The sequence below is a fragment of the Nonomuraea sp. NPDC049269 genome, from assembly GCF_043197155.1.
Taxonomy (GTDB): Bacteria; Actinomycetota; Actinomycetes; order Streptosporangiales; family Streptosporangiaceae; genus Nonomuraea.
On the sequence record NZ_JBICSO010000007.1, the window covers coordinates 622,725 to 636,098 of the forward strand.

Genomic DNA, 13,374 nt, shown 5'->3' on the forward strand with positions numbered 1-13,374 from the left:
CACCCACTTGAAGAAGTCGGCCTGGATCGGCCTTCCAACCATCCCAAGCTTTGGCTACAGTAAGTAGTCAGTTGACTTCGATACGCCATCAACCGTTTCGATGAAAGCCTTGTTGAAACGGCGGCGATCCCCCCAGGAGGTCAGGTGCCGAAGGAAAGCGAGCTATGCCCCTCTGACTCACCAACCGCACTCTTCGGCTTCGAGTTGCGACGGCATCGCAAGGTCCGAGGCTGGTCCCAGATCCGTCTGTCGAAAGCGGTGTCCTACTCCGTCGGCACAATCAGCATGATCGAGACAGCCAGGCGGTCGCCGACGGAGGAGTTCGCCCGCCACTGCGACGAGGCGCTTGAGGCGGAAGGGGCGCTGATGCGGCTTTGGCCAATGGTCAGCCACGCATCGGCTCCCCCATGGTTCCGACCCTGGCTCGACGTGGAGGCAACAGCGGAGTCCATCCGAACCTGGGAACCGCTGGTCGTGCCCGGCCTACTCCAGACCGAGGACTATGCCCGAGCCGTCCTGAGCGGCGATGTCGGCGTGTCATCTGAACAGGTCGAGGAACACGTGATCGCTCGAGTGGAGCGCCAAAGCATCCTTAGGCGTCCCAAACCGCCTTTGTTGTGGATCGTGATCGACGAGGCAGTCCTACACCGCCCGATCGGTAGTCCTGCCGTGATGTCGGCCCAGCTCACTCGCCTTCTCGAAGATAGCCAGCTTCCCCGGATAACCATCCAGGTGCTTCCGCTCAAGGCTTACTCCACGACCGGTCTTGCCGGTGGATTCGCCATCGCGCAGGCACATGGCGTCTTCGACACAGCGTATGTCGAATCCGCTGGGGTCATGAGTCGAGTAACAGAGCGACCAGAGGACGTCAGCGTCCTAACATACAGATATGAGGGGATTCGCTCCGAAGCACTGTCCCAACGCGAATCCCTAGACCTGATCAAGGAGACGCTAGAGCGATGGACGAGCTAATCCGAGAACTCGACACAGCTACATGGCGCAAGTCCACCCGATCGGGACCCGACGGCGGCAACTGCGTTGAGGTTGCTGAACTCTCCCGTGGACACCGAGGCGTCCGTGACAGCAAAAACCCCACCAGCCCGCCCCTCATCTTCACCCCCGGCGAATGGAACGCCTTCATCGGCGGTGTGAAGGACGGCGAGTTCGACTAATCAATGTATTCCCAGAAAGGGAAGGCTCCCAACTCATACGGGGAGTCTTCCCTTGATCCGCAAGACGACCGAAATCCGCCGTGCGGCCTGCTCAGCGGCGTTGACGGACATACGCTTGACCTCCACCGCCGCGATGGGCAAAGCCATGTCGAAGCCGCTTCCAACGCCCAGGTAACCGACTGGACAGAGAGTGTCAAAGCCCTAGCCTTAAGGCATGAGGGCGCTTACACCGGAGCACTCTCTCAGCGCGAATCCATGAATTTGATCGAGGAGACGATGCAACGATGGACGAGCTGAGCCAACAGCTACGGGCAGCCACGTGGATCAAGTCTTCCTACTCGGGCAGCAACGGGGGCAACTGCGTTGAGGTTGCGAGACTCTCCGGGAAGCGCCGAGGCGTCCGCGACAGTAAGAACCCAGCGGGGCCAGCGCTGGTCTTCACCCCTAGCGAATGGGACGCCTTCATCGGCGGCGTAAAGAACGGCGAGTTCGGCTAATCAATCAGCCCCCAGCAAGAGAAGGCTCCCAGAGCACAAGAGAGACCCTCCCTTGATCTCCAAGACGACCGGAATCCGCCGCGAGAAATTTAGAGCTTCCGCTGAATGCAGCGTTTAGCAGCAACCCTCGCGAGGTTCCACCACGCTCGACAATCTGGTAGACCACCAGGGAATTTCCCGTACCAGTGGCGAGGACGAGCAGGATCCGATCCCCTCCTCGCCCCATGACCTCGCCCGCTTTGTCGACCGCGAGCCGCCGGACTGCTCGATGCCATCGTCGGCGTTGATGGACGTCCTCTTGACTCCACCACTGCAATGGGCAAGGCCGGACGGTATTCGAGCTCGTCATTCCCGCCCGACTGCACTCCCCGCTCCGACCTGCCTCGGGTGACCATGATCTTCTCATCGGCAATGGTGTGCGCGCCGACCACTTGGTCTTGCTCCGACCCCAACTATTTCAGTTGATGTTCAACGAGCATTCGCCGGGCTTAATTCTCGCGAAGAAAGAGGTCCATAGACCACGGTCGCCCGATGCCATACCCGAGTCAGGCGAAACACCCCATATTCGAACAAAGCTCGAACGCGCCATGCCTTTCACTGCGTTTAAGCTTGTTTGTTGATGTGATGTTGATTACCGTGTGACCACGTGAGGGACGCCGCCTCCTGATCTGTTCTGGTGCAGCGAGCCGTACAAGGGGATCATCTTGGCCAACCTCGATCGCGAGGCGGTGCGGGCCGTAGCGGAGCGGATCCAGCGGCTTTCGGACGAGCACTGGTGGGCGCTCGATCCCTCCTGTCGTCTGATGGAGAAGGACGCGTGGGTGGGTCCGACGGGTGCCCGGTTCGACGCCCAGGTCCACGCCGATCAGCGCGAGCTGCGGGACATGCTCACGGAGGCCGTACACAGCGCAAACCAGAAGCTGACCTCGCTTCAGGACAAGCCATGACGGAGTTCACCGGCGTCAAGCAGCCTGACTTCGACACGATGGCGAGCAAACACACTGAGGCTGCCAGGCGGCTGGAGGAGTTGGCGCAGGCTCTGCACAGTGAGTTGCAGAGCGCCGGGCTGGACACGTCTCCGGCGACGCGGCTGCGGCAGTTGGCCGGACGGGTGACGACGCAGGCTGAGGATCTGCGGCGGCGGCAGAAGCTGGTCCACGAGCTGCAGCGGCAGAAGGTCACCTTCGGGAAGAGTACGCCTGCCGGGAGTTTCCTGGAGATGCCTGACAGGTTGGAGGCCGCGAAAGGACTGCTGGACGGGACGCTGGCGGGTCGCGCTGCGCTGAACGCTGGGGACGGGGATGCCAAGGCGCTGGCCGAGCTGGAGAAATACGCGTCGCGGACTGGGAACGCGGAGTTCGTCAAGGCGTTCCTGGGCACGCTGGGTGCCCGAGGCATGACGCAGTTGCCCGGCTCGCTCGCCGCGCAGTTGCGCGATGCCCGGGCTCACGAGGACTCCGATCGTGTGGCCCAGCTGTCCAGCCAAGGCAAGAAGGCCCTGCGCATGCTGAGCACGGCTCTAGCCAAGGCGACCGATCCGAAGAATCCCGCGTACATGGGCGCCGGCTTCACCAAGGACCTGGCCAAGGAGGGTCGGGCTGAGCACAAGGCCGGTGACACGAAGTACTCCGGATACCAGGCTCAGGCGCTTATCTGGCGTGCTCACGACGGGAAGCCGCCGTTCTCGAAGGAGTTCATGGAGATCGTCGGGCGTGACGTGATCGTCTATGAGCATGAGCAGCGCAAGGACCAGTGGGCGGCGAGCCAGGACCTGCTGGGCCGCACTTTCGCGGGAAGCCAGATCCCCATATTCGATCTGGCCGGCTCGTTTGGCCTTGGCACCCTGTTGAGACCGGAAGCGTATGTGCGTAGTCCAGGTATGAAGGCCGAATCATCGGTGGTGGACGATCTGTTTCACGCGGTTAAGTCGAGCCGAGAGGCGTCCCAGTCGCTACTGGACCACACCCCGGCCGGGTGGAAGGAGTCTGTGCTCGACTATCTGCTGACGACTCGGTGGGACGCTTCCCGGTATCTGGGCGACTACAAGCAGATCAGAGACATGCTGGTGACCGCGACGACTGGCCAGGATGCGGCCTCCAGGAAGCTGGCTGCGGAGATGATCAAAGTCGTCGCCGATGATGTACGTGGCGCCTTCGGCAAAGGCGAGAGCGGCAATCTGGAGATCAAGAACAGAGACACATTCGATCGTCTCGCTCCCCTGCGTTATCCCCTGGGCCGCGCGATCGCCGCCAATATCGACGAGCTCTCGCGGCTGGTCCTGAACCATGCGACCTTCGGCAAGGTCGCGGCGCAGGACATGGACTACGCGCTGGCGCTGGCGACCGCTGACGACGACGCGTTTGAGGTGCTGGTGAGGGCGCAGACCGAACACATGCGGGCGGCGCTTGACACTGTGCCTCCGGTGGGTCTTGACGCCTCTAACGCCGAGCGGCTGGGTTTCACGAAGTCCGACGTCAAGGAGTACGACTTCGACGGGGATGGGCGGGTGGACAAGGCCGACATTATTCAGTTCTTGACGGACCGGACCGTGGCGGAGGCACGTCCCTTCACCCACATCGTGGAGATCCGCCGCCAGGTGCTGATCGCCCAGGGGCTGGACGAGGAGAAGGCGGACGAGGCGCTGAAGACCATGGTGGTCGACGCGCTGGGGCTGCTCCCGGTGCCGGGAGCCAGGCAGGTGGGTCAGCTGGCCACGGGAGCTTTCGGCGAGCTGATCGGCAAAGAGTACGACAAGCTTGCCGGGGCCGGGTATTACGAGATCGCCAATCAGGTCGCCCAGCAGATGTCCGAACACGGGCGGGGCTTGGACGAGACGCACCGGACTCTGGCGGACAATCGGTTGGCGGTGGAGAGACTGGCGGAGCAGATGCTCGCCACGGCCATGCTGAACAAAGGTTTGTTTGACGAGTTCCCTATAAAGGGTCAGATATTTACTACCAGCACACCGCCGGTCATCAAACCCTTCGCGAAAATGAGTGCGCAGGAATACAGCGAGTTCCTTCGTTGGGTTCGGGACAAAGGTGGAAGCAGTAGTTTGCTCGATCGTTTCGGCGGCACTTTCCGCAGGACCAGTGAGGTAGACGACTATCTCGGCCTGCAGATCCCTTCCTCCTCCGCTGGAGGCGGAAGATGAGGGATTCTCCCCTGCCTGTCACTCTGAGCGCTCTCGTGTTGCTCGTGGCAGCATGTACCCCAGGGAACGACATCGTCTCCACACCGGCTCCAGCCCCACAGCCGATCGTGGATGTCCCTCCATACCTATGCAAGCTCGTCCCTGAGCAGGGGTTTCGTTTGGTGAGCGGAATAACCGGGTCTCTCGTGGGGCAAACGGCCGGCAGCGAGGAGAGCGGTGAGTGCTGGGCTCCTGACACGACCCCTTGGCCTCTTCAAGTGAACTGGCTGCAAGCGGACAGCAAGACAAGTCGGGAGCATTTGGACCTCCTAATGGACGACAGGCGTAACGTTTACACGCGGCACGACGGAGTGAAGCTCCCTACCGACCTCGGTGACGGCATGACCGCCTACCTAACGAATAGCCCGTTGGCTGACCAGCCGTACCGGACGAGCGCGAAGTTCCTCTGCGGCGGCAAAGCACGAATGATCGACATCTTCCTAGCCAAGGTCGCCAAAGGCAGGGACGCGATCCAGGACATGACCGACCTCATGCGCATCGCCCAAAATCGCTACGGCCACCTCTACAACTGCACTCCCGGCACGTAGCAACCCGACCACCGCCCCGCCACCAACACCAAGCCAGATGCTCCGAAATGTCCCGTCAAGGCACACTCGCCCGCCCCCACCATCCAACCCCGGTCGATCTTTGCCACACCGAGACGAACAAAACCACACCCGCCTCTCGGCCCCCCACCGCCAAAACCATTGACCGCTTGCGACCATGTGCTCACACAAAGTGGGACCGGCCCTCAGGGCCGAGATCCGTTCCAGCTAACGCAAAGGTCGGGGTACATGAACGAAGAGGCGGAGACGAGCGACGTAAAACTCCGCGTGGAAGCCCTCAAAGCGACAAGGCGTCCCGCCAATGCAGTCTCCAGCGGCCCCCGGGGCAGGCGCCGACATGCGAGCCTCCCAACACACAGCTGCGACTGCTCATGCATGGAAGGCATCCACGCCGCCATCCTCTCAACGGCAATCGCCGTCGCCCAGGTGAGAGTCGAAATCGCCGGCATCCAGGCCGGGATCTCCCAGGACCTCGCAGCCTTCGGCGACGAGGTCGCAGGTCTTCGCCGGCACGCGAACGAGCACCTCACGTCCGCTCAGTCCCTGATGGTGCGCAGATTCGACTCCCTGCAGTGCTCAGTGATCGACCTGGGACTCAGGCTCGATCGGCTGCTGGAGAAGAACGGCGCCTAGGACCGGCGTGAGTCCCCGATCTGTACGGGGACTCACGTGAAAAGCCCCAACGACGGGTCAGCGGGACGCGCGGTTGACCGCCGAGATGATCGCCTTGAGCGAGGCCGTCGTGGTGTTGGCGTCGACGCCCACCCCCCACAGCACCCGCCCGTCAACGTCGCACTCCAGGTACGAGGCCGCCTTGGCGTCGGAGCCGGCGCTCATCGCGTGCTCCACGTAGTCGAGCACCCGCACCCGGATGCCCACCTTGGCGATCGCGTCGATGAAGGCCGAGATCGGGCCGTTTCCGACGCCTTCGATCTCCCGGATCTCACCGTCGAGCCGTACGTCGGCGCCGATGCGGTCCTTGTCGTCGCCCGCCGACTCGTGGCGGTGCGCCATGAGGCTGAGACGGCCCCAGCGGTTGCCCGGGTTGGGCAGGTATTCGTCGGAGAAGATGGCGTACATCGCAGCCGGGCTGATCTCGCCGCCTTCGGCGTCGGTGCGCGCCTGGACGACCTTGGAGAACTCGATCTGCAGCCGGCGCGGCAGCTCGAGCTGGTGGTCGGCCTTCATGATGTAGGCGACGCCGCCCTTGCCCGACTGGCTGTTGACCCGGATGACCGCCTCGTAGCTGCGGCCGATGTCCTTGGGGTCGATGGGCAGGTAGGGGACGGCCCACGTGAAGGAGTCGACCGGCACGCCGGCCGCGGCGGCGTCGGCCTCCAGGTGGTCGAAGCCCTTCTTGATGGCGTCCTGGTGGGATCCGGAGAAGGCGGTGTAGACCAGCTCGCCGCCCCACGGGTGGCGCGGGTGGACGGGCAGCTGGTTGCAGTATTCGACGATGCGGCGGACCTCGTCGATGTCGCCGAAGTCGATCTGCGGGTCGATGCCCTGGGAGAACAGGTTCATGCCCAGGGTGACCAGGCAGACGTTGCCGGTGCGCTCGCCGTTGCCGAACAGGCAGCCCTCGATGCGGTCGGCGCCGGCCATGTAGCCCAGCTCGGCGGCGGCGACGGCGCTGCCGCGGTCGTTGTGCGGGTGCAGCGACAGGACGATCGAGTCGCGGTACTTCAGGTGGCGGTGCATCCACTCGATCTGGTCGGCGTAGATGTTGGGCGTGGCCATCTCGACCGTGGCCGGCAGGTTGACGATGACCTTGCGGTCAGGCGTGGGCTGCCACACGTCGTTGACCGCGTCGCAGACCTCGACGGCGTAGTCGAGCTCGGTGCCGGTGAAGGACTCGGGAGAGTACTGGAAACGTACGTCCACGTCGGTCGCGTCGGCGAGCTTCTTGACCAGCTTGGCGCCCTCGACGGCGATGGCGGTGATGCCCTCGCGGTCCTGCCCGAACACCACCCGGCGCTGCAGCGTGGAGGTGGAGTTGTACAGGTGCACGATGGCCTGCTTGGCGCCCTCGATCGACTCGAAGGTGCGCTCGATCAGCTCGGGCCTGGCCTGGGTCAGGACCTGGATCACCACGTCGCCGGGGATCCGGTCCTCTTCGATGATCTGCCGGATGAAGTCGAAGTCGGTCTGGCTGGCGGCCGGGAAGCCTACCTCGATCTCCTTGTAACCCATCTTCACCAGCAGCTCGAACATCTTCAGCTTGCGGTGGGCGTCCATCGGGTCGATCAGTGCCTGGTTGCCGTCGCGCAGGTCCACGGCGCACCATCGCGGCGCTTCGGTGATGACCTGATCAGGCCAGGTGCGATCGGTCAGACGGATCGGCTCGAACGCCTGATAGCGCTGGAAAGGCATGGGGCTGGGCTGCTGAGCGGTCATGTCGGGAGCTCCTCGTCGGTCGAAAGAAAGCGGCCGACGCGCATGGCTCGCTCCGCGGCGAGGGAGCCGGCCTTAGTGGCCCCCGCCGCGGCAGCTAAGAAGGAGGCCACGCAGCATGTCTTGCACGTTACCAGAGGTCTCGCCGTTACCTGTCCCTGATCTCAGATGATGAGAACCGACAGGCAGGTGACGCAGCCCTCCAGCTTCTCGAATTCCGAGATGTCCACCAGCGTCACGTCCAGTCCGCGTTCCTGGAGCATCGCGCAGGTTCGGGGCGCGGAGGCGGCCATCAGCACGCGGTCGCCGCCCAGCAGCACCACGTGCGCCCCCGACTCCTCGGCGGGCACCAGCAGGCCCGGCAGGTCCACGCGGGCGGGGTCGCCGATGAGCGTGCCGTCGGGCAGCGCCGTGACGGCCGACTTCAGGTGCAGCACGCCGTTCAGGTTGACGGGCACTACTTGCCGCTCCGGCAGCAACGCGCTGAGCTGGGTGATCCCCTCGTCGTTGGTCCTGCCCGACCTGCCGACGTACACGGTCCTGCCGACCTGGAGGACGTCGCCGCCGTCGAGCGTGCCCGGCTGCGCGATCCTGACGGACTTGATTCCGAGCTCCCGTACGAGGGCCGCCACGGAGACCACCTCGGGCCGCCGCTCCTTGGCCCCCGGCCTGGTCAGTACGGCCAGCCGGTCGGAGACCACGACCATGTCCTCGACGAAGGGCCCGTCGGGCAGGTCGTCGGCCGGCTCCACGTGACGCGCCTCCCAGCCGGCCCCCTCCAGCGCGGCGACGTAGCGTTCGTGCTGCTCCAGGGCCCGTTGGTGATCGACCGGCTCGCGCTCCAGGTGCGTGACGATGCCCTCGGAGATCCGGGGCCCGGGCTTTCTTACCAGCGCGATACCAGGCATAGGGCGTGTTCTATCACGTAGTCACTAAAGTCTTGGACATGCGGGATAACGAGATTCTCACCAGGATCAGTGATCTGGTCACCGAAGAGCACGAGCTGCGGAGCAAGCTGTCGGCGGGCGAGGTCAGCTCGGACGAGGAGCACGCGCGGGTCAGGGAGCTGGAGGTGGCTCTCGACCAATGCTGGGACCTGCTCAGGCAGCGCAGGGCGAGGAGGGACGCGGGCGAGAACCCGGACGGAGCCCAGGCCCGCCCGGCCGGCGAGGTGGAGAACTACCGGCAGTGACCGGGAAAGGGCCGTATCTCACGCTCGAGTTTCCCTGATGTTAAGCGAACGTTAGATCTAGCCCGTCTCCTCTTGTCGGAACAACCTTCTGCGGAGAGGCTCTGGCCTGCACCTACTCCCCCCAGGAGGTAAAACCGTGAGCCAACCCCGCGTGCCGTGGAAAGCAGTCATCGGCGGTTCTGTCGGCAATCTGGTCGAGTGGTACGACTGGTTCGTCTACAGCAGTTTCGCCGTGTACTTCGCCGCCTCCTTCTTCCCTGAAGGCAACAGCACGGCCCAGTTGCTCAACACCGCGGGCATCTTCGCCGTGGGCTTCTTCATGCGCCCGATCGGCGGCTGGCTGCTCGGCAAGTACGCCGACACCAAGGGCCGCAAGGCCGCGCTGACCATGACGGTCACGCTGATGTCGCTGAGCGCCCTGCTGATCGCCATCGCCCCGACGTACGCGTCGGTCGGCTACTTCGGCGCCGTGGTGCTGCTGATCGCCCGCCTCCTGCAGGGCATCTCCGTTGGTGGTGAGTACGCGGCCAGCGCCACGTACCTGACGGAGGCCACTCCGGCGGGCAAGCGCGGCTTCGCCTCCAGCTTCCAGTACGTCTCGATGACCGCGGGCCAGCTCGTCGGCCTGGGCCTGCAGATCATCCTGCAGAACACGATGACCAAGGAGGCGCTCAACTCCTACGGCTGGCGCATCCCGTTCGTCGTCGGCGCCCTGGGCGCGGCGGTCGTGTTCTACCTGCGGCGCAACCTCCTGGAGACCGAGGCGTACGACGAGGAGGAGCAGGGCAAGGAGGTCGACAAGAGCGAGCGCGGCACCATCAAGGCTCTGCTGGCGCACAAGAAGGAAGCGATGCTGGTCATCGCCCTGACCATGGGCGGCACGGTCGCGTACTACACCTACACGACCTACCTCACCAAGTACCTGGTCAACACGGCGCACCTGCCGAAGGAGACCGCGTCGCTGGTCAGCTTCTCCGCGCTGTTCATCTTCATGTGCATCCAGCCGCTCGCCGGCGGGCTCTCCGACCGGATCGGCCGCAGGCCGCTGCTGATCACGTTCGGCATCGGGTCGATGCTCGGCACCGTGCCGCTGATGACCGGGCTGTCCAGCGTCTCCGGCTTCACCGGCGCGTTCGTCCTGTCGCTCATCGGCCTGATCATCATCACCGGCTACACCTCGATCAACGCGGTGGTCAAGGCGGAGCTGTTCCCGACGCACATCCGGGCGCTCGGCGTGGCGCTGCCGTACGCGATCGCGAACGCCCTGTTCGGCGGCACGGCGGAGTACGTCGCGCTGTGGTTCAAGTCGGCCGGCATCGAGTCGGGCTTCTACTGGTACGTCTCCGGTTGCGCGGCCGTGTCGCTTGTGGTCTACCTGACCATGCGTGAGACCCGCGACGCGGCGCTCACCCGCTCGGAGCGGGAGGGAGCGGCGGAGTCGGTCCCCGTCCGGGCCTAATCTGGCCTGATGCGAGTTCTTCTGGTCGAAGACGACGATCGGCTCGCCTCCGCGCTCACCACGGCCCTCGCGCGCCACGGCCACCAGGTCGTGCGCGCGGGGCTGGCAGTCGACGCCCTCCGCCTGGCGGGGGGCGTCGACTTCGTCCTGCTGGATCTGGGCCTGCCCGACATGGACGGGCTTGAGGTGCTGCGCCGCCTGCGCCGGGTGTCGGCCGTACCGGTCATCGTGGTGACCGCCCGCACGGAGGAGCGCGAGGTGCTCCGCGGCCTGCGGTCCGGGGCCGACGACTACCTGGTCAAGCCGTTCCGCACGGTCGAGCTGATGGCGCGCATGGAGGCCGTGATGCGCAGGGGCACCCGGCCGATGCCGACCCGCGACAACGTGGTGAGCGTCGGCGACGTGCGCATCGACCTGGAGTCCAGGCAGGTCACCGTGTCGGGTGAGCACGTGACGCTGACCAGGCGCGAGTTCGACGTGCTCGCTCTGCTGGCCCGCGAGCCGGGCGTGGTGCGCAGCCGCGAGGAGATCCTGGACGAGGTCTGGGGCGACCCGCTGCTGTCGGCCTCCCGCTCCCTCGACGTGCACGTGGCCGGGCTGCGGTCGAAGACCGGCCGCCCGCACCTGGTCGAGACGCTGCGCGGCACGGGCTACCGCCTGGGGTCCACGGCGTGAACTCCCGCCTGGTGGTCACGTTCACCACGCTGATCGTGTTCCTCATCGCGGCGCTGGCGGTGCCGCTCGGCTTCGCCTACGCCTCGCACCGCACGAACCGTCTGCTGCTCGACCGCCGCGCCGACGCCACCCGTTTCGCGGAACTGGCCGACCAGGCCGCGCGCGACGGCGACCGTACGGCGCTGACGGCCGAGGTCGTCCGCTACGCCGACCTGTACGGCGCGGCCATCCGCGTACGCGACAGGGACGGCACGATCCTCGTCACGGCCGGCCACTTCGACGGCGACGACCAGGAGGCGACCCGGCTGGCCCTGAGCGGCCGGACGACCGAGGACCTGCCCACGATCAGCCCGTTCGGCCCCTCGACGGTGCTGCTGGCCGAGCCGGCGGGCCGGGACGCGCAGCTGTCCGGCGTGGTGCTGCTCCAGGCCGGCACCGACCAGTCGCGGCTGGACGTCTCGCTCGTCTGGGGCGCGCTGGCGCTGGGCGCGCTGATCGCCCTGGGCTACTCCGTGCTGGCGGCCAGGCAGCTGGCCCGCTGGATCCTGCGCCCGGTGACCGAGCTCGACCGCACCACCCGGGCCATCGCGGAAGGCCACCTCGACGCGCGGGCCCATCCGGGCGCGGGGCCCTCGGAGCTGCAGCGGCTGGAGGAGCGCTTCAACGCGATGGCCGACGCCGTGTCGGGCGCGATGGAGCGGCAGCGGGCGTTCGTGGCCGACGCCTCGCACGAGCTGCGTACGCCGCTGACCGTGCTCGGGCTGCGGCTGGAGAACCTGGAGCCGCACCTGCGCGCGGACGGCACCACCGAGTTCGAGGAGGCCATGGCCGAGCTCGACCGGCTGGCGCTGCTGGTGGAGGACCTGCTGGCGCTGGCCAGGGTGGAGGCGGGTGTGGGCAGCGAGACGAAGGAGATCGAGCTGCGGCCCCGGCTGGCGGTGTGGCGGGAGGTCTATCCGGCCAAGGATCTCACCCTGCGGGTGGAGGTGCCGGAGATGTCACTCGTGCCGGAGGCGGCGGCCAGGGTGGCGGACATCGCGCTGGACAACGCGCAGAAGTTCGTGCCCGCGGGCGGCACGGTGACGGTCACGCTCTCCGACGGCGTGCTGCGGGTCGCCGACGACGGGCCGGGGCTGGGCGAGGAGGAGCGGGGCGACGCGCTGGGCCGGTTCTGGCGGTCGGGCGCGCACGCCAACGTGCCGGGAAGTGGGCTGGGACTGGCCATCGCCACCGAGCTGGCCAAGTCGTGCGGGGCCACGTTGAGCCTGCTGGCCGCCGTACCTCATGGGCTGGTCGTGGAGTTGCGGCTGGCTCAGCCGTACACCGATCTGTAGTAGCGGGCGGCGCCGGGGTGCAGGGGGACGACGCCGGTGCCGATGGCGTAGCGCTTGTCGAGGCGGCCTCCGGGCGCGGAGGGGGCCTGGAGGCGGTCGCGGGCGTCGAAGAGCGTCTCGGTGACCGCGAAGGCGACCTCGTCCGGCAGGGTCCTGCGGCAGACCAGGTAGCTGGGCGTGCCGACGGTGGGGATCGGTTTCGCGCCGCCGTACGCGCCCGCGGGGACGGCCGCGTTCTCGTACACCGGCCCGTAGACGCGGCGCAGCACGGGCACCAGCGGTTCGAGCGGGACCAGCTTGATGTCGTCGAGCGAGGCGAGCGCCGGGGTCGGCACGCCGCCCGACCAGAAGAACGCGTCGATCGCGCGGTCGGCGAGCGCCTTGATCGACATGTCCAGGCCCAGCCTGACGACGGTGTGACCACGCACGCCCGCGGCCTCGAGCACCCGTACGGCGGTCACGGCCGTGCCGGACCCGTCCGCTCCGATGGACACCTTCCGCCCGGCCAGGTCCTTGGCCGCCGAGATGACGGAACCCGCGCGCACGACCAGGTGCACGTAGTTCATGTACATCCTGGCCAGCGCGGCGACGGGCTGGTGGCGCATGCTCACGGCGTCGTCGGCGCTGTCGGCGAGCGAGAACCCGAGGTCGGCCCGGCCGTCGGTGAGCATGGTGAGGTTCTGGACACTGGCCGCGGTCTGGAGCACCTCCACGGTGAACCCGTCGCGCCGCAGCTCGGCCGCGAACCGGTCGCCGAGCGCCCCGTACGGCCCGCCGGCCAGCCCGGTCGCCAGCCGCAGCGACGGCTGCCCCGAAACGGTGTCCGAGCAGCCCGCAGCACCCGTCGCGACGAGCGCGATAAAGACACGGCGGGACATTGGCACAGGTTCAC

14 protein-coding genes are annotated in these 13,374 nt (G+C 66.3%); 11 read left to right on the forward strand and 3 right to left on the reverse strand.

Annotated features, from left to right (window positions below; translation table 11 throughout):
* The first annotated feature begins 144 nt into the window (after positions 1-144).
* The 7 genes from ACGFNP_RS38455 (at position 145) to ACGFNP_RS38485 (ending at position 6,061) form a co-directional block, all read left to right on the forward strand.
* Complete coding sequence (locus tag ACGFNP_RS38455) at positions 145-972, forward strand: Scr1 family TA system antitoxin-like transcriptional regulator (RefSeq protein ID WP_393327241.1); 828 nt, start codon at positions 145-147, stop codon at positions 970-972.
* Entirely contained in the window at positions 960-1,172 is a 213-nt protein-coding gene (locus ACGFNP_RS38460; protein ID WP_393327243.1) for a DUF397 domain-containing protein, read from the forward strand. The genes ACGFNP_RS38455 and ACGFNP_RS38460 overlap by 13 nt, the downstream gene beginning before the upstream one ends.
* Positions 1,173-1,456: 284 nt before the next feature.
* Entirely contained in the window at positions 1,457-1,669 is a 213-nt protein-coding gene (locus ACGFNP_RS38465) for a DUF397 domain-containing protein (protein WP_393327245.1), read from the forward strand.
* A gap of 704 nt (positions 1,670-2,373) precedes the next feature.
* Positions 2,374-2,616: a hypothetical protein gene (locus ACGFNP_RS38470; RefSeq protein WP_393327248.1), complete on the forward strand. Its 243-nt coding sequence runs from the start codon at positions 2,374-2,376 to the stop codon at positions 2,614-2,616.
* Positions 2,613-4,823 (forward strand): hypothetical protein, encoded by a 2,211-nt coding sequence (locus tag ACGFNP_RS38475; RefSeq protein ID WP_393327251.1) that lies wholly within the window; start codon positions 2,613-2,615, stop codon positions 4,821-4,823. The genes ACGFNP_RS38470 and ACGFNP_RS38475 overlap by 4 nt, the downstream gene beginning before the upstream one ends.
* 257 nt (positions 4,824-5,080) lie before the next feature.
* Positions 5,081-5,410, forward strand: coding sequence for a hypothetical protein (locus ACGFNP_RS38480; protein WP_393327253.1), 330 nt, complete (start codon positions 5,081-5,083; stop codon positions 5,408-5,410).
* 444 nt (positions 5,411-5,854) lie between these two features.
* Positions 5,855-6,061: a hypothetical protein gene (locus ACGFNP_RS38485; protein WP_358336521.1), complete on the forward strand. Its 207-nt coding sequence runs from the start codon at positions 5,855-5,857 to the stop codon at positions 6,059-6,061.
* A 57-nt stretch (positions 6,062-6,118) separates the two neighbouring features.
* On the opposite strand, the gene leuA is transcribed toward ACGFNP_RS38485, so the two are convergent.
* Together leuA and ddaH are read right to left on the reverse strand one after the other, a co-directional pair.
* The gene (gene leuA, locus ACGFNP_RS38490; RefSeq protein ID WP_358336518.1) at positions 6,119-7,825 is read right to left on the reverse strand and encodes a 2-isopropylmalate synthase; all 1,707 of its coding nucleotides are present in this window, start codon (positions 7,823-7,825) and stop codon (positions 6,119-6,121) included.
* A 161-nt stretch (positions 7,826-7,986) separates the two neighbouring features.
* Positions 7,987-8,730, reverse strand: coding sequence for a dimethylargininase (gene ddaH, locus ACGFNP_RS38495; RefSeq protein WP_358336516.1), 744 nt, complete (start codon positions 8,728-8,730; stop codon positions 7,987-7,989).
* A gap of 38 nt (positions 8,731-8,768) precedes the next feature.
* Between ddaH and ACGFNP_RS38500 the strand changes: the two genes are divergently transcribed.
* From ACGFNP_RS38500 to ACGFNP_RS38515, 4 genes are all read left to right on the forward strand, one after another.
* Positions 8,769-9,014, forward strand: coding sequence for a DUF2630 family protein (locus tag ACGFNP_RS38500; RefSeq protein ID WP_358336514.1), 246 nt, complete (start codon positions 8,769-8,771; stop codon positions 9,012-9,014).
* Between the two features lie 136 nt (positions 9,015-9,150).
* Positions 9,151-10,473: an MFS transporter gene (locus ACGFNP_RS38505; RefSeq protein WP_358336511.1), complete on the forward strand. Its 1,323-nt coding sequence runs from the start codon at positions 9,151-9,153 to the stop codon at positions 10,471-10,473.
* A 9-nt stretch (positions 10,474-10,482) separates the two neighbouring features.
* Positions 10,483-11,148: a response regulator transcription factor gene (locus ACGFNP_RS38510; protein ID WP_214638399.1), complete on the forward strand. Its 666-nt coding sequence runs from the start codon at positions 10,483-10,485 to the stop codon at positions 11,146-11,148.
* Positions 11,145-12,482 (forward strand): HAMP domain-containing sensor histidine kinase, encoded by a 1,338-nt coding sequence (locus tag ACGFNP_RS38515; RefSeq protein ID WP_358336508.1) that lies wholly within the window; start codon positions 11,145-11,147, stop codon positions 12,480-12,482. Before ACGFNP_RS38510 ends, ACGFNP_RS38515 begins: the two co-directional genes overlap by 4 nt.
* On the opposite strand, the gene ACGFNP_RS38520 is transcribed toward ACGFNP_RS38515, so the two are convergent.
* Positions 12,461-13,360, reverse strand: coding sequence for a TAXI family TRAP transporter solute-binding subunit (locus tag ACGFNP_RS38520; protein WP_358336505.1), 900 nt, complete (start codon positions 13,358-13,360; stop codon positions 12,461-12,463). The genes ACGFNP_RS38515 and ACGFNP_RS38520 overlap by 22 nt on opposite strands.
* Positions 13,361-13,374: the final 14 nt, after the last annotated feature.

Coding starts and splice junctions, on each gene's coding strand:
- ddaH (WP_358336516.1), bottom strand. CDS start 8,730: ATGCCTGGTATCGCGCTGGTAAGAAAGCCCGGGCCCCGGATCTCCGAG.
- ACGFNP_RS38520 (WP_358336505.1), bottom strand. CDS start 13,360: ATGTCCCGCCGTGTCTTTATCGCGCTCGTCGCGACGGGTGCTGCGGGC.
- ACGFNP_RS38510 (WP_214638399.1), top strand. CDS start 10,483: ATGCGAGTTCTTCTGGTCGAAGACGACGATCGGCTCGCCTCCGCGCTC.
- ACGFNP_RS38475 (WP_393327251.1), top strand. CDS start 2,613: ATGACGGAGTTCACCGGCGTCAAGCAGCCTGACTTCGACACGATGGCG.
- ACGFNP_RS38500 (WP_358336514.1), top strand. CDS start 8,769: ATGCGGGATAACGAGATTCTCACCAGGATCAGTGATCTGGTCACCGAA.
- ACGFNP_RS38465 (WP_393327245.1), top strand. CDS start 1,457: ATGGACGAGCTGAGCCAACAGCTACGGGCAGCCACGTGGATCAAGTCT.
- leuA (WP_358336518.1), bottom strand. CDS start 7,825: ATGACCGCTCAGCAGCCCAGCCCCATGCCTTTCCAGCGCTATCAGGCG.
- ACGFNP_RS38460 (WP_393327243.1), top strand. CDS start 960: ATGGACGAGCTAATCCGAGAACTCGACACAGCTACATGGCGCAAGTCC.